Genomic DNA, 16776 nt, shown 5'->3' with positions numbered 1-16776 from the left:
TACTAATTCTGTGTGGTAATATTACAGAATAATCTGTGCCCAACATAACCCATACCTAGCACAAGGGAGGGGAACTTTGTCCCTTCTCTTTTTGCTTAAATTTTGAAATAATTCTAAACGTCTAGGTAAATGCCGTCATCTCTTGCTTCAACAGGGTATGTCTCAAGCTTGACGTCTTTTAGATAATCAGTAAGTTCACCTGTTTTGATGTTGTAATGCCAAAAATGAAGTGGACACTCAACAATATCTCCTTCTAATTTTCCTGGTGCAATGGAGCCATCCTGATGGACACATAGATCATCTATTGCATGGTATCCGTCTTGGTTGAAAATTGCAATTTGTTTACCGTCAATCTCAAAAGCTTTACCTTTTCCTGAGGCAATATCTCCTTTTTCAGCAATTTTCTTCCATGCCATGATTTTTTCTAACATCTGTCATTTATTTAGATTCGCATGATAGAATTTTATAGTCTAATTCATGTGTTTTTACATTGAGTAAAGTAAAGTCTAGTGCAAAATTGATCAAAGAAGGAAAATTGTCCTATGAGTGGGCAAGATCTCACATGCAAATTTTAGATAATACCATTAACCGATTAAAAAAATCAAAACCTCTTAAAGGCATAACTTTGGGATTTTGTCTTCACATTACTAAAGAAACATCTGTTTTACTAATGGGTGCTAAAGAATTAGGAGCAACAGTGGCTTGCTGTGGTGGAAATCCTCTAACTACTCAAGACAATATTGCAGCATTTTTGGCATCTCAAGGAATTCATGTTTATGCCTGGAATGGCCAATCTGTCAAAGATTATGATTGGTGTATTGATCAAGTTCTAAAACACAAGCCAACTATTTTGACAGATGATGGTGCTGACATGAATGTTAAAGCTCATTTTGATAAACGATTTAAGAATATGAAAATTCTTGGTGCAACTGAAGAAACTACTGCAGGTGTTACAAGAATTCGTGCAGTTGAAAATCAAGGCAAATTACGTTATCCTGTAATTTTGGTAAATGAAGCATACACAAAACACATGTTTGATAATCGATACGGAACTGGACAAAGTACCATCGATGGATATCTTAGAGCTATGAACTTACTAATGGCATCAAAAAGAACAGTAGTAGTTGGATATGGCTGGGTAGGACGTGGTGTTGCAGCAAGATGTCACGGCATGGGTTCCAAAGTCATTGTAACTGAAGTTGATCCTGTCAAAGCTCTTGAAGCTCACATGGATGGCTTTGAAGTAATGCCAATGTCTCAAGCCGCAAAGATTGGAGATATTTTCATTACTTGTACTGGAATGACAAGTGTAATTAGAAAAGAGCACATCTTGCAAATGAAAGATGGTGCAATAATGGGAAATGTTGGTCACTTTGATGTGGAAATTGACAGTGAATTTTTGTTAAAGAAATCAAAATCTGTGAAAGAAGTTCGTCCAACTCTTGATGAATGCGTTCTAAAGAATGGAAAAAAGGTTTACTTGATTGGGCAAGGTCGTCTAGCAAATCTTGTTGCAGCTGAAGGACATCCTCCTGAAGTTATGGCACAATCATTTTCAAATCAAATTTTATCTGTCATGTACATTTTGAAAAACCACAAAAAAATGGAAAATAAAATTATCAATGTCCCTGAAGAAATTGATAGACAAGTGGCCGTTGATGCTCTCAAAGCAATGGATGTTAAAATTGATAAATTAACTCCAGAGCAAATCAAATACGCTAATAGCTGGTAATTTTCTTAGGCTCAAAATTTTGGGACTTTAGATCTTTGTTTATATTCTAATTTTTTTACGAATTTTTGTGAAACTAAAACAAAATCTTGGATTGACTTTCCTTGCAATTTCCATGTTTATTGGGGCATTAGGAATAGTTACATTGTTTGAATTAAGTGAAATTACAAAACCCCTAAACAATGAAATTCCTGAAACATTTGAATCTCTATCTCTTTCCTCTGAAATGGACACTCATGCACTAAACATTCGATATTATGATGAAGTGATGAGACAATCTGTTAGAAATTATGCTTTTACTGGTGATTTGGTTTGGAAGGACAGATACTATGACACAGTAGCTTCATTAGATTATGAGATTGAACAGGCAATTCGTAAAGGTGACTCTGTTGATGCAGCATTCTTTGATAATGTTCAATTTGCAAACAAACAACTAATCGATATTGAAACTCGTTCATTGTTTGCAGTAATCAATGGTGATCAAACAACAGCCATTGAATTACTAGATAGTTCAGAATATGAAAATTATAAACAAGTCTACAAAATGGGATTGCAAAATTATGCTGATAGACATGAATTGTCTTATGAGGATTCAATCTTATCTGCAAACCAAATAATTGATAAAATTGCAAAGAGCACTAATGAAAAATTAGTTTCTGGAACCACTGTGATTATGATTATTGTTGTATCTGTAATTGCTGCATCAGTTGTCTTGGGAATCTATGTGTCTAATAGGGTTGTATCTCCATTACTAAAACTAAACTCTGCAGCAAAGCAAATCTCAGATGGTGAATTAGATGTTAATCTTCCTGAAATTGGTTATGATGAGGCAAAAGAACTTTCTCAATCATTTAATCAAATGTCTGCATCTCTAAAGAAAACTATTGAATTAGAAAAAAAATTGGCAATTGCTGAAACTCAATTAAAATCTGAAAGATTTGCTGCAATTGGAGAAGCTTCTTCACGTATTGCCCATGATTTGAAGAACCCATTGGCTGCAATGAAGGCTGAATTAGAGATTGTACAGCATTTTAATCGTGAAAATTTTGATGATAAAACAAAGAAAAGAATTCGTAATATTGAGGATTCTCTTGACATGATGTATGAGCAAATTGAGGGAATGATGAATTTTGTACGTGCAACAACTTTTGATATTCAATCAACTACTGTTTCAAATCTAATGTCTGCAATCATCAAAATTGTTGTAAAGCCTGAAAACATCAAAATGAATTTACCTAAAAATGACTTTACACTAAAATGTGATTTTAAAAAATTTGAATCTGTTTTATCTAATCTGATTAATAATGCTATTCAGGAACTTGGCAAAGAGCCAGGAGAGGTAACTGTTACTTTTGAAGAATCACAATCTAATGTGATTATCAATGTATCTGATTCTGGTTCTGGAATCCCTGAAGATAAATTAGAAAAAATCTTTGAGCCTTTATACACTACAAAAAATACTGGTACTGGCTTGGGACTAGCTAGTTGTAAAAACATAGTTGAACAACATGGAGGAACAATTTCAGCAAAAAATAACCCCACTACATTTACAATTATGTTGCCAAAAGAACCTGAAAAATCGTTCAAACAACTCACTAATGTTACTCACTAACCATTCTTCTGTCAATGAGTAAACTATTAAGATCAAATTGATTTCATTTCTGTATGACTAAAAGAGCAATAATCACTAGTGCTTTACCATATGCAAACGGGGAAATCCATTTGGGACATGTGGCCTCAACTTATCTACCAGCTGATGTAACTACTAGATTTTTGAAATTAACTGGTGTTGAAGCATACTATGTTTGTGCATCTGATGATTTTGGAACACCGATTTTGATTCAATCAGAAAAAGAAGGAAAATCTCCTGCTGAATATGTTGCTCATTGGAACAAACGTGATTATGAAGATTTTAGTTCATTTGACATTGATTTTGATTATTTTTACAAAACCAGTTCAGAAGAAAATATTACCTTTGTTCAAGATGTCTTTAACAAACTAAATGATGCTGGCCATATCTATGAGCAAGAAATCATTCAGTCTTATTGTACTGATTGCGAAAAATTCCTACCTGACAGATATGTAAAAGGCTCATGCCCTCATTGTAGTGCTGAGGATCAATATTCTGATTTATGTGAAGTCTGTGGTAGAATTCCAGAAGAGATCTTAAATCCAAAATGTGCAATATGTGGCAAGCCCCCAATTAAAGAAAAAACAAATCACTATTTCTTTAAACTAAAAAATTTTGGTGATTCATTGCATCAATGGTTAGAAGAAAACAATCATCTTCAAAAAGACGTAAAAAAATATGTCCAAAATTGGATTAAATCTGGTTTGATTGATTGGGACATCACTCGTGATATTTCTTGGGGAGTACCTGTCCCATTAGATGATGCAAAAGGCAAAGTTTTCTATGGTTGGTTTGATAATCACTTGGCATACATTTCAACTGCTATCAAATTCTTAAACGACAAAGGCATAGATGGTAAAGAATTTTGGAATTCTGCAGAAATTTATCATTTTATTGGAAAAGACATTGTATATCATCACTATCTGTTTTTACCTGCAATGCGATTGGGTATTGAAAGTGAATACAAACTTCCTGATTACATTCCTACACGTGGTCATTTAACACTGCAGGCAAAGAAAATATCAAAAAGTCGAAATTGGTATATTGGGTTAAAGGAATTTTTACAATTCTATCCTGCAGATTATTTACGATATTATCTTGTATCCATCAATCCTTATTCTCAAGATGACTTGAATTTTGATTGGGATGACTTTGCAACAAGAATCAACTCTGAATTGATTGGCAATCTTGGAAATTTTGTTAATCGAGCATTAGGATTTACAAAGAAAGCATTTGATGGAACAGTTCCAGAGCCAGAAACATTTGATGAAAAAGATTCTGAGGCAGAGCAAAAGATAAAATCACTATCAAGTGATGTTGGTACTCTAATGGAGCAAAATCATCTTGATAGGGCTCTCAAAAAGATAATGGAATTTTCTTCTTACTTTAACCAATATTTTCAGCATAAAGAACCTTGGAAGAAGGGTCCAGGCACTGCAAATTGTGTATATCTTTCTGTAAATGCTGCACGTAGTTTGGCAATTGCAATTTTGCCCTTCATGCCTACTTCTGCAAATAAGATTTGGAATCAACTGGGGCTGGGAGACACAATTTCTGCAAAATGGGTTGACATGTCTGAATTGGGAATCTCCGCAAATCATTCATTGGGTGAGGCATCTCCACTATTCTCTAAAGTTGAAAGTGAAGATATTGAAAATCATAAAAAGCAATTAGGACCTTCTGAATAAAATGAAACCAATCCCACGAATTTCTACCAGAGGCTACTATGATCTTGGGACAGGTAAAACTCTAAAAAATAATAAGTACTATTTGTATCCAAAAAAAGATTTTCAAAAATTCATCGGTTCTAAAGAATTAACCATAATGATTCATGGGTTACGAAATGACAATGCTGGGGCCGTAGCTAAAGTTCAATTGGCAAGAAACAAACTTCGAAGATTAGGTTATTCTCATCCTGTAATTGGTTTTAGTTATGATTCTAATACTACTGGGGCTCATCTAATTAAGCACGCCAAACATGCCCTTGCAGTAGGTCAAAGTATAGCAAGAAAAAATGGCAAAAACCTTGGACGATTTATTGAAGATTTCAAAAAATCTAGCCCTGAAACCAAGATTCGATTAATTGGCCACTCTCTTGGCTCACAAGTTATTTTGAGTACATTGGAATATCTTTCAAAGAAATCTTCTAACAAAGAGATTGTTGAAAGTGTCTATTTCTTTGGGGCTTCCATTACAGAAGATGTTCCATCTTCTAGAAAATATGGAAAAATCCTACAGAATACTGTAAATAAGAAAATTCTAAATTATTTTGCTCCCTCTGATGAGGTTCTAAAATGGGCTGATAAAGAAGAATATGTTATGGGACCATTAGGGCTAAATGGCGCAATTGGCAAACCTATCAAAAAATACTCTCAAAGGAAGGTTGTCCCAAAAAATCATAGATTCGCAAACTATGCTGCAGTCTTGAAATCATTCCCCTAGTCTAAATTGTTCGTTAGTCTTTTATAGAAAAAATGATCTTCATACTTTAGTATGAAATTAGGCATGAATTTGTCCAAAAGTAACCATTTGATTCTATACCATCTACATATTCTAGATGAGAAAATAGATTCTACAAATGATTTGTCTGAGTATCCTTGCTAATTAGTGTCTAATTTGGTTTTAATTTTTTGAAAAACTTCATTTGTCATTTCTAACAAGCTGTCAATTTCTGTTTGAGTCAATATACTGAATCTCCTTTTTCCCATGATAGGTCAAACAAAGTATGCATCATATCTACCAGGGTCTCGGAATCTGACCACCATGCAAACATTTGTCTGGTTGGATGATTTGCATTTCTCATAAAAATGAGCACTTCCTTTTTGTCGTTAATAATAAAACACTTGTTCTCAGATGGCGTATCTACTGTCTTTATTTTTGAAGTATCCAAATCTTCTAGGAAATCTGGCTTGTTATTCATTGGAGATATTAATAATTTGAATTCTGCAGATGATTCTTTTACCCAATCAAAGATTTCTGAATAGTACATTCTGTGAACATCACTAACACTTCCATATACCTTGAAGTCTTCTGTGCTTGAAGTAATCATATCTTTGATTTTCTTTGAAATTGGACCGGTACCATGTAGTAATTGCATTTTTTCAGATTTTGATTCATCTGTTTCTACTACAAAAAATGGAATTTGATTCCACATTTCTGAAAGAGATTCTTCTTTTGTTGCTAGGTTGTTTACTCTTTCTTGTTCTTGCTTGACTAAAGTTGAAATTGCTGTATTCATCTCCATTGCTGTATATTTTGTTGGATGGGACAACTCTGCAACTACCAATCCCATATTTTGTAATGAATTAACTAGGTGGTATGTCTCAGTTCTGGGTAATTGAAGGGCTTTTGCTATTTCTGAGGCTGTTTTTGAGCCATATTTTCCTAAATAAATGAAAACTTTGGCTTGACTTTTGGTTAGTCCGAAATTAATTAACTCGTTTCTAATTTTTTCTAATGTTATCTTGTGTTTGTATAGTGCTGTGTCTGTTTCGTTATCAAATAGGTTGATTGATTCTCCCATACTCATTGTTCTATAATGTCTATAATCTTGTTTGATATATGAACGGGGGAAATTATTAGTGATTACAGGTTCCAAAATGGTAATTTGAGAAATTTTTTAGTCCTACGAAAAACTTCGTAGTGGATTTCAAAACTTCATAAAGTCTATTCAAAAGCAATCATCATGGTAAAATCTGTCAATTTTGTAGTGTTAGGAAAACAAGATATTGCTGCAGATTTTGGAAAAAAAGGAACAGTAACTGATCTTTCTCTATTTGATAGGAAGGAAGCTGATATTATCAAGACTTGGGTTACTCCAAGCGGGTTTCCTGACAAAATCCAACCCTTGTTTCAAGCCATAAACTTGGCCGAATATGTAATATTTCATGTTGACAAACTTGATAAATTCACTGGGGAGCAGATTATAGCTCTTGATTCTCTAAAAAAAGACAAAGGGATACTCTCTCACACATTTGAAGTTGATGAGACAAAACTGGATGCAATGATCAAAGGAACTGTAGTTGAAAATTATGTTAAAGTTGACCAAGATAAAATCAAAGAAGAGATGGATAAATTAGAACCAATAATCACTGATGGCCCTTCTGAAATGGTAATTGATCACTGCTTTGATGTTAAAGGCGTTGGCACTGTAATTTTGGGCAAAGTAACAAATGGTAAAATCAAACAATATGATAATTTGAAATTATATCCTGCTGACATTGAAGTTTTGATAAAATCTATCCAAATGCACGATGATCCTGTAGAAGAATCTGTGTGTCCTGCTAGGGTAGGCTTGGCAGTAAAGGGAGCCAAGCCTGATGAGGTAGGACGTGGAGATATAATTTCTGAATCCGGAGTAGGTGATGTTGTCTCTGAAATAGAACTTGATTTTACAAAAAGCCCTTTTTACAAAAGTGAGATTTCAGAAAATCAGGGATGTCTTGTCAATGTTGGCCTGCAAATAAAGGCAGCAAAATTCTCATCAATCTCACCACTAAAACTAACTTTTGAAAAACCCATTATCTGTAAAAAAGGTCAGATTGCAGTAATTTTGAAACCAGAATCTCCAACAATTAGGATTCTTGGTAGTGGTGCAATCCAATAGACTATAATAAAATTAGATTTTAGATTTTGTATGCGCGGTTTAATGATGGGTAGATTCCAACCCTTTCATTTAGGACATCTGGATTTAGTAAAACAAATTCTAAATGAATGTGATGAAGTAATTATTGCCATCACTAGTTCTCAATTCAATTATCTAGAAAAAGATCCTTTCACTGCTGGAGAAAGAATTGAAATGATTCACAATTCTCTTACAGAATCTTCCATTGATTTGAACAAGTGCTTTTTAATTGCAATAGAAAATCAAACAAACATTTCCACATGGGCATCATATCTCAAAGCATCACTTCCAAAATTTGACAGGGTGTATAGTGGAAATGAATATGTCTCAATGTTGTTATCTGATTCTGATATCTCTGTATCAAATCCTGATTTCTTGAATAGAAATGATTACAATGCAACAAAAATCCGTTCCATGATAATTCATGATGAAAATTGGAAAGACAGCGTTCCTAACGCCGTATTTGAATTTCTAAATAAAATAAATGCTAAAAATCGCTTATCCGTAATTTCTAAATCTGATACCAATCCTACTGAACATTGATGGAACCTGTACGTGCTTGCCCAGTTTGCCCTGATTGTGGTTCAAAGAGATTCACCCGTCTACCTGGTGAAAAAGTAACTGTCAAATGCAGGTCTTGTGATAAAATCATTGAAATTTAGATTCTATAGTTAATATTTGCAATATTTGTGCAAATGATCATGGCACAAACATGGAAAGATAACGATATCAGCCTTGACCCAATAAAGGATCAAACAATTGCTGTAATTGGTTATGGAATCCAAGGTGACGCACAGGCAAATAACATGAAAGACTCTGGTCTGAATGTTATCATCGGTCTTAAAGAAGGTGGTAATAGCTGGAAAAAAGCCGAAGCTGATGGTCACAAAGTAATGTCTGTTGCAGAAGCAACAAAAACTGCAGACATTATTCACATACTAATTCCAGACATGATTCAAGGTCAAGTATACAAAGATGAAATCGGACCAAATCTTTCGGAAGGAAAAGCATTGTCATTTTCTCATGCAGCTGCAATCTATTGGAAATGGATTGAAGCACCATCAAATGTTGACCTTATCATGCTAGCACCTAAAGGACCTGGTTCAAAAGTTAGAGAAACATATCTTGATAACTTTGGAACTCCTGCAATTGTTGCAGTTGAACAAGACTTTACAGGAAAGGCTTGGGATAGAACTTTAGGACTTGCAAAAGCAATTGGTAGTGCAAGAGCAGGATTAATCAAAACTACTTTCAAAGAAGAAGTAGAAACTGATTGGTTTGGTGAACAAGCAGACCTCTGTGGAGGCGCAGCTTCTATGGTAACAAATGCATTTGAAACTTTAGTTGAAGCAGGATATCAACCAGAAATTGCTTACTTTGAAGTTTTACATGAACTCAAACTCATTGTAGATATGATTCAAAGATACGGAATTAATGGAATGTGGAGACGTGTTAGTGAGACTGCCAGATATGGTGGATTAACTCGTGGTCCAATGGTAATGGATGCTGCAAGTAAAGAAAACATGAAAAAAGTCCTTACTATGATTCAAGATGGTACATTCAACAACGAATGGATTTCTGAATATCAAAAGAACGGTAAAGATGCATTTGACAAATACATGAAAGAATATGACGCACACCAAATTGAAAAAGTTGGTAAAGAAATGCGTAAAATGATGTGGCCTGATTCCACAGAATAATCTTTTTTCTTATATTTTTCTTAATTTTACTACGCCTGTATTGATATGATCAATAATTGTTGGTAATGGTGTACCTGGACCAAATACGTGATCAACTCCTGATTTGATTAGTTCTTTATGGTCTATTTCTGGAATTACTCCTCCTCCAACAACGAGAACATCTCTGATTCCTTTCTTTTTGAGGGCCTTTACGACTCTTGGAAATAATGTTCCATGTGCACCATTAAGTAAACTCATAGCAATTGCATCTACATCTTCATCTTCTGCAATTTGTGCAACTCTTTCTGGAGTAGCAAATAATCCTGAATAGATTACTTCCATTCCTGCATCTCTAAATGCTCTACATAGAACAAGAGCACCTCTATCATGTCCATCTAGTCCTAATTTTGCTACTAGAATTTTGACACTTCTTGATGCAGTTTTTTGCTTCATAATGATTATCGTATTAGCAGATATTTTAAAAGCTTTATTTTTCAGTATTCGTGTTCGTTAAAATCTTCGCCTAGTGAAATTGTTGCAATGACTGTAGTTTCTGTTGATTCACATTTCATTTCTACATCTGGCAAGAATTCATGGAAAATCTCTTGCAATAATTGTTCAGTAAATTTAGACCAGTTACTTCCCAATTCATGTTGGATAATAAAGTGATGTAATGGTCCTTCTACTCTGTGGTCTGATTTCATTCCAGATGCTCTCATGTAATCTTCTAATGTCTCAATACATCTTTTCAAATCATATCCTCCTTTAATGAATAGAACTGTATCTTTGATTACTGGTTTTATGACATTGATAACTTCATTAATGTCCTCAGCAGACATGTCGATTCCCAAAATATCCAAAATTTTCTTTGGGACTGGTATGATTCCAATTTTGTTAGCAAATCTATCCCATTGAATATATTTCTCTAAAATTTGTCTGGCCATTACATTATGGGATACATTATTGTTCATGGCTTCAGTTTCAATTTCTTCAACTAGTTTTACTGGGAGACGATATGTCACACTGCGTGTCTTTTCTTTTTTCATAGGATGTTTCTGACTTTTGATAGTGTCTGAATCCAACGTAACTTTTTCTAACTTGGGACATTATAAAGTTGGTTTACTAGGGTATTCCTGTCTTTCGTCATTTTCCTTAAGAAATTGTAATTTTTCTTTAAAATAGAATTGCTTTATCCCCATCGTAAGTCATAGAAAATATTCTTAAGGGCTATACAAAATCACTTTCTTGTGGACGTTACTCCAATTAATTACGAATTAACTTTTGAGCCTGATCTAAAAAAATTCATTTTTGATGGTACTGAAAAAATTTCTGTAAATTGTAAAAAATCTACTTCAGTAATTTCAATGAATTGTGCTGAGATCAAGATCAAAACTTGTTTTGTCACTCAATCTGGTAAGGCAATAAAATCGTCCTTCAAAAAAAATGAGAAAAAAGAAGAATTACAAATCAAACTTTTTCAAAAAATTAAAGGTAAGGTCACAATTGACCTTGAATTTCAAGGAATCTTAAATGATAGATTGCTGGGATTCTATAGAAGTCAATATTCTCAAGGTGGAAAAACAAAATATCTTGCAACCACACAATTTGAAGCAGCTGATGCTAGACGTGCATTCCCATGTTGGGATGAGCCTGAAGCCAAGGCTACTTTTGATATTTCAATAATTGCTGATAACAAATTTACAGCAATTTCAAACATGCCTGTAAAATCAAAAAAGAAACTTGGTTCTAAAACTCTGTATCACTTTGCAAAAACCCCTGTTGTTTCAACATATTTGATTTATCTTGGTGTAGGTGAATTTGAATATCTTACAGGAAGAATTGGAAAAATACAACTCCGTGTTGTTACCACTAAAGGAAATAAAACAAAAGGAAAGTTCTCATTTGAATTAGGAAAGAAATTACTTACCTCTTATGAAAAATATTTTGGAATAAAATATCCTCTGCCAAAACTTGACTTGATTGCAGTGCCTGATTTTGCAGCAGGTGCAATGGAGAACTGGGGAGCAATTACATTTAGAGAAACTATTCTTTTGTATGACCCAAAAACATCATCTACTAGAACAAAACAATTCATTGCTGAAGTAATTTCTCATGAAATTGCACACCAATGGTTTGGAAATCTTGTAACCATGAAATGGTGGAATGATTTGTGGCTCAATGAAAGCTTTGCAACTTTTATGGCAACAAAATTTGTTGATAAATTCTATCCTGAATGGGATTTGTGGAATCAATTTGTTGAAGATGCAATGAATGTGGCAATGGGGCTTGATTCATTAAAAACAACTCATCCAATTGATGTTAAAGTAAATTCCCCTGCTGAAATTCGTGAAATTTTTGATGCCATATCTTATGATAAAGGTGGATGTGTTTTGAGGATGCTTGAACATTATGTTGGAGAACCAAATTTCAGAAAGGGTCTCAAAAAATATCTCTCAGATTTCAAATACAAAAATGCTGAAGGTGAAGATTTGTGGAAAGCAATTGGAAAGGCATCAAAAATGCCAGTTTCTTCTATGGTCAATACATGGCTAAAGCAGCCTGGTTTTCCACTTGTTGAAGTTACTCAAGATGGAACTAATCTAAAATTAAAACAAAAAAGGTATCTCTTAGAGCATGACAAGAAATTCTCAAAGGGTTTATGGTCAATTCCTCTTTCCATTGGTCTTGACAAAGAAATTTCAAAAAAACTTGTTACAAAGAAAGTGACTAACGTCAAAATCCCAAAAAATACTGTGGGTTTTGTTGTTAATTTTGGAAGAAAGGGATTCTATCGTGTCAAATACGATGAAGGAATATTACTTGATCTCAAGATGCTTGTAGATGAAAAGAAGCTTCCTGCAATAGACAGGTGGGCAATACAAAATGATCTCTTCTCTCTATGTGTTTCTGGTGATGAGGATGTTAGAAACTATTTGGACTTTTCAGATGCATATTTTGAAGAAGATAGTTATCTTGCATCAGTAAATGTTGCCCACAATCTTGGTTCATTGTACTTTAGAGCATTTAATGAAAAATTCTCTTATGAAATCAAAGATTATGCAATTAACTACTTTAGAAAAATTTTACATAATCTTGGTTGGGAGGCAAAATCTTCTGATAAACACACAGATGCATTACTTCGTTCATTTGTAATTTCTGCATTAGGAAAAATGAATGATGAATATGTAACTGAGGAAGCTTTAAGACGTTACAATAAATTCCTAAAATCTCCTAGCACATTATCTCCGGATTTGATAGAACCAATTTGCTCAATTGCAGCTTGGAATGGAAACTCTGCCACTCATTCACAATTAGTTAAACTATACAAAAATGCAAAAACCATGGAAGAAAAATTACGTTTCTTAGGTGCAATGTGCAGCTTCCAAACTCCATCCTTGTTGATAAAATCACTAAATTTCTCACAAACTTCTCAAGTTCGTTCTCAAAATATGCAATTACCTATCATGAAAGTTGCTGCAAATCCTTATGGAGATAAAGTATTGTGGCCATGGTTAAAGAAAAACTGGAAGAAATTAAATAAAAAAGTTGGACATGGAAATCCTTTGTTTAACAGAATTGTTGCAAGCATTTCATCTGTAGCTGATGACTCTATGGAAAAAGAAATCAAACAATTTTTCAAAAAGAATCCTACTCCTGGAACAGAAAGAACTCAGGCACAAACTCTGGAACGTATTAGAATTAATTCAAAGTTCATGAGAAAAATGAGAAAAGAATTCAATGGCTAAAAAACTCGGGGCCCCTATTTTTCTAGGAGTGTTTACAGTACTAGCAATCTTATTACTCACAAGTGGAGACTCTGATGACAAAGATGTCTATCGTCAGACATTTGACGTGAATGCTGTTTACTATGATACTGGTCACATCGAAGTTTCATTTTCTGATAAATCTGAACAAACAGAATCCGTTGTAATGGAAATTCTTGGAATGGAAGAAACCTTTCAGAAAAGTTTCTCTGAACATGAGTTTATTGAAATTATCCCATTCCCTGCTTCTCCAAAATATGGATGGGAAGTTCATCCTGTTGTATTAGAGGTTGAGCATTCTGAACTTGGTCATGTACAAATCAAAACTGAGATTCGTCCATACGGCGAACCCTCACCTCCAGTAATTTACTCTGTTCCGTAGATCAGAAACAAGATTTTATTGCACCTCTGAAGTCTAGTTTGTATTGGACTTGCTTGCTGACCTAAAGAAAGGAAAACGAGGTGCCATAGCAAAGGCAATAACAATTGTTGAAAACGATCCAAAGGAAGCAAAAAAACTCTTAAAGAAAATTTACAAAAATACTGGAAACTCTAGTATCATTGGAATTACTGGACCTGCAGGTGCAGGAAAAAGTTCTTTGATTAACAAAACTGCTGTTGCAATGAAAAAACTACGCACAAAACCTGCAGTTTTAGCAGTTGATCCTACCAGTCATGTTACTGGTGGTGCAATCTTAGGTGATAGAGTTCGAATGACAGAATCTACTGATTCTGGAACATACATCCGAAGTATTGCATCCCGTGGTGCAACAGGTGCAGTTTCCCGTTCATTACGAAATAGCATCCGCGTTTTAGAATATGCTGGATTCAATCCAATAATAATTGAAAGTGTTGGTGCAGGACAAACTGAAGTTGAAATTTCAAATATTGCTGATATCACTGTTGTTGTTTTTAATCCTCATACTGGTGATAGCATTCAAACAATCAAAGCTGGACTAACAGAAATTGGTGACATTTATCTTGTTAACAAAAGTGACTTGAGTGGAACAAATCAACTCTTTGATGCAGTTAGGGATTTTATTGGTGATTCTGAGAAAAATCCTCCTATTCTAAAAACCTCTGTAAAGAAAAATACAGGAATTAAAGAATTTGCAAAAACCCTCAAAGATATGATGATAGTTAAAAAGAAAATTAAAAAACAGAAAGACCAAGAACGATTAGAAGCCGAACTAAAAGATATTGTTTTAAATAACATTAATGAAAAGATTGATGATATGTTGGAATCAGACAAAACATTTTCAAAATATCTTACAAAATTACAATCAAAAACTATGGACCCTTATCAAGCAGGAGATAAAATAACAAAATCGTTGTTAAAGTGATGAAATATGGCAGCAAAGAAAGCAACAAAACCAAAAGAACCTGAAAAGAAAGTTTTCACTGATTCAAATTTTCCAGTAAAACGAATTTATCAAAAATCATCAAAGAAACGTCCAACCGAAGATTCTGGTAAATTCCCATTTACTAGAGGCATTCATCCTGGAATGTATCGTGATAGATTCTGGACTATGCGTCAGTATTCTGGGTTTGGAGATGCAAAACTAACTAATGAACGATTCAAGTTTATGCTTGAAAAAGGACAAACTGGTCTTAGTATGGCATTTGATTTGCCAACTCAAATTGGATATGATTCTGATTCTCCACAAGCTGAAGGTGAAGTTGGTAAAGTTGGTGTATCAATTACATCTATTAAAGATATGATGACTGCCTTTGATGGTATTCCACTTGGTAAAGTTAGTTCTTCAATGACAATTAATTCCACAGCATCAACTCTGTTAGCATATTACATTGCAGTTGGTGAATCACAAGGTTTCAAAAGCCATGAATTACGTGGAACAACTCAAAATGATATTCTCAAAGAATACATTGCAAGAAATACCTACATCTATCCACCACAACCTTCAATGAGATTAATTGGTGACATGATTGGATATTGTGCACAAAAGGTTCCTTCCTGGTACCCTGTTTCAATTTCTGGTTATCATATGAGAGAAGCTGGTTGTACTGCCACTCAAGAAGTTGCATTCACATTAGCAAACGCCATTGCATACATTCAGACTTGTATTGATCAAGGCTTGAAAATAGATGACTTTGCACCAAGATTATCTTTCTTCTTCTGTTGTACAATCGAATTCTTTGAAGAAGTTGCAAAGTTTAGAGTCGCAAGAAAAGTTTATGCAAAAATACTAAAAGAAATGTTCCATGCCAAAAACCCACGTTCATTACAATTAAAATTCCATACACAAACAAGTGGTGAATCACTTACTGCCCAACAACCTGATAACAATATTGTAAGAGTTGCAATTCAAACAATGGCCGCAGTAGCTGGTGGAACTCAATCACTACACACCAATTCTAGAGATGAGGCACTAGCACTTCCAACTGAAGAATCTGCAAAAATTGCACTTAGAACACAGCAAATTGTTGCACATGAAAGTGGTATTACAAAGACTGCAGACCCTCTTGCAGGCTCGTATTATCTTGAAGAATTATGTGACCAAATTGAAGATGGTGTCTGGAAATATTTGAAAAAGATCCAAAAAATGGGTGGTTCTGTAAAAGCAATCGAAAAGGGATTCTTCCAATCTGAAATTAGACAAAATGCATACCGTCTAAAGAAAGAAACTGATGATGGTGACAGAATTCTTGTTGGTGTAAACAAGTATGCTGAAAAAGAAAAACAACCTGATTTACTTAGAATTGGTGGTAAAGTTGAGATTCAACAAAAGAAAGCACTCAAGAAATTAAGAGCAGAAAGAGATTCAAAGAAATTAGAAAAAGCACTATCTGCTATGCAAAGTGCAGCTGACACTGATGAGAATTTGATGCCTTACATTATTTCTGCAGCTAAAGCATTTGCAACTACTGGTGAAATTAGTAATACATTCAGAGAAGTCTTCGGTGAATACCGTCCAAAGGAGGTATTCTAGATGAAAATTGATCATATTGCTATTGCAGTAAATGATGTTGAAGAATCTGCCAAAATCTATCAAGAAGCACTAGGTGTTGATAGCGTAGAATTTGAAACAGTTGAGAGTGAAGGTGTTAAAGTTGCAATTATTCATTTAGAAAATGGTCGTGTAGAATTAATGCAGCCAACAAATGACAATAGTCCTATCAAAAAATTCCTAGAGAAAAAAGGACAAGGTCTACATCACATGGCATTAGAAACTGACAACATTGAAGATGAAGTTGAGAGAATGGAAGGATGTGGTGTTCAATTCCTAGGCAAGATTCGTCCTGGCTCTGCAGGAACAAAGGTAACATTCATTCATCCAAAATCACTTCACGGTGTTTTGGCAGAACTTTGTGCTCATCCTAAAGAGTAA

At 34.2% G+C, this 16776-nt stretch carries 16 protein-coding genes; 12 read left to right on the top strand and 4 right to left on the bottom strand.

Features of this window, described 5'->3' with window-relative positions; translation table 11 throughout:
- Positions 1–113 precede the first annotated feature (113 nt).
- Positions 114–416, bottom strand: coding sequence for a Rieske 2Fe-2S domain-containing protein (locus Q0941_RS01540; protein WP_299290674.1), 303 nt, complete (start codon positions 414–416; stop codon positions 114–116).
- Between the two features lie 74 nt (positions 417–490).
- Here Q0941_RS01540 and Q0941_RS01535 point away from each other — a divergent pair, with 74 nt between their 5' ends.
- The 4 genes from Q0941_RS01535 to Q0941_RS01520 all read left to right on the top strand — a co-directional run bounded on the left by Q0941_RS01535 (position 491) and on the right by Q0941_RS01520 (position 5801).
- The gene (locus tag Q0941_RS01535; RefSeq protein ID WP_299290672.1) at positions 491–1732 is read left to right on the top strand and encodes an adenosylhomocysteinase; all 1242 of its coding nucleotides are present in this window, start codon (positions 491–493) and stop codon (positions 1730–1732) included.
- A 67-nt stretch (positions 1733–1799) separates the two neighbouring features.
- Positions 1800–3341, top strand: coding sequence for a HAMP domain-containing sensor histidine kinase (locus Q0941_RS01530; protein WP_299290670.1), 1542 nt, complete (start codon positions 1800–1802; stop codon positions 3339–3341).
- Positions 3342–3394: 53 nt separating this feature from the next.
- A complete protein-coding gene (gene metG, locus Q0941_RS01525; RefSeq protein ID WP_299290668.1) occupies positions 3395–5047 on the top strand; it encodes a methionine--tRNA ligase in 1653 nt (550 codons plus the stop codon).
- Between the two features lies 1 nt (position 5048).
- A complete protein-coding gene (locus Q0941_RS01520) occupies positions 5049–5801 on the top strand; it encodes a DUF726 domain-containing protein (RefSeq protein ID WP_299290666.1) in 753 nt (250 codons plus the stop codon).
- A 238-nt stretch (positions 5802–6039) separates the two neighbouring features.
- Here Q0941_RS01520 and Q0941_RS01515 read toward each other — a convergent pair whose 3' ends face one another.
- Positions 6040–6882: a TrmB family transcriptional regulator gene (locus tag Q0941_RS01515; RefSeq protein WP_299290664.1), complete on the bottom strand. Its 843-nt coding sequence runs from the start codon at positions 6880–6882 to the stop codon at positions 6040–6042.
- 162 nt (positions 6883–7044) lie between these two features.
- Here Q0941_RS01515 and Q0941_RS01510 point away from each other — a divergent pair, with 162 nt between their 5' ends.
- From Q0941_RS01510 to ilvC, 3 genes are all read left to right on the top strand, one after another.
- On the top strand, positions 7045–7965 hold the full coding sequence (locus tag Q0941_RS01510) for an EF-Tu/IF-2/RF-3 family GTPase (protein ID WP_299290662.1): 921 nt from the start codon (positions 7045–7047) through the stop codon (positions 7963–7965).
- Positions 7966–7995: 30 nt separating this feature from the next.
- Positions 7996–8526 carry a nicotinamide-nucleotide adenylyltransferase gene (locus Q0941_RS01505; protein ID WP_299290661.1) on the top strand — a complete coding sequence of 177 codons (531 nt, stop codon included), beginning with the start codon at positions 7996–7998 and terminating at the stop codon, positions 8524–8526.
- A gap of 158 nt (positions 8527–8684) precedes the next feature.
- Entirely contained in the window at positions 8685–9683 is a 999-nt protein-coding gene (ilvC, locus tag Q0941_RS01500) for a ketol-acid reductoisomerase (protein WP_299290659.1), read from the top strand.
- A 9-nt stretch (positions 9684–9692) separates the two neighbouring features.
- Here ilvC and Q0941_RS01495 read toward each other — a convergent pair whose 3' ends face one another.
- Both Q0941_RS01495 and Q0941_RS01490 read right to left on the bottom strand, forming a co-directional pair.
- Positions 9693–10115, bottom strand: coding sequence for a cobalamin B12-binding domain-containing protein (locus tag Q0941_RS01495; protein ID WP_299290657.1), 423 nt, complete (start codon positions 10113–10115; stop codon positions 9693–9695).
- Between the two features lie 41 nt (positions 10116–10156).
- Positions 10157–10708 (bottom strand): hypothetical protein, encoded by a 552-nt coding sequence (locus Q0941_RS01490; RefSeq protein ID WP_299290752.1) that lies wholly within the window; start codon positions 10706–10708, stop codon positions 10157–10159.
- Between the two features lie 201 nt (positions 10709–10909).
- On the opposite strand from Q0941_RS01490, the gene Q0941_RS01485 reads away from it, so the two are divergent.
- Genes Q0941_RS01485 through mce form a run of 5 tightly spaced genes read left to right on the top strand, consistent with a single transcriptional unit; the run spans position 10910 to position 16776 of the window.
- A complete protein-coding gene (locus tag Q0941_RS01485; protein WP_299290656.1) occupies positions 10910–13408 on the top strand; it encodes a M1 family metallopeptidase in 2499 nt (832 codons plus the stop codon).
- The gene (locus Q0941_RS01480) at positions 13401–13808 is read left to right on the top strand and encodes a hypothetical protein (RefSeq protein ID WP_299290654.1); all 408 of its coding nucleotides are present in this window, start codon (positions 13401–13403) and stop codon (positions 13806–13808) included. The genes Q0941_RS01485 and Q0941_RS01480 overlap by 8 nt, the downstream gene beginning before the upstream one ends.
- Before the next feature lie 43 nt (positions 13809–13851).
- On the top strand, positions 13852–14769 hold the full coding sequence (gene meaB, locus Q0941_RS01475) for a methylmalonyl Co-A mutase-associated GTPase MeaB (RefSeq protein WP_299290652.1): 918 nt from the start codon (positions 13852–13854) through the stop codon (positions 14767–14769).
- Between the two features lie 6 nt (positions 14770–14775).
- Positions 14776–16377: a methylmalonyl-CoA mutase gene (locus Q0941_RS01470; protein WP_299290650.1), complete on the top strand. Its 1602-nt coding sequence runs from the start codon at positions 14776–14778 to the stop codon at positions 16375–16377.
- Entirely contained in the window at positions 16378–16776 is a 399-nt protein-coding gene (gene mce / locus Q0941_RS01465; protein WP_299290648.1) for a methylmalonyl-CoA epimerase, read from the top strand.

Source organism: Candidatus Nitrosopumilus sp., from assembly GCF_028278985.1.
Classification (GTDB): Archaea; Thermoproteota; Nitrososphaeria; order Nitrososphaerales; family Nitrosopumilaceae; genus Nitrosopumilus.
Note: the sequence above shows the minus strand (reverse complement) of the source record. Positions and strands in the feature narration are given on the sequence as shown.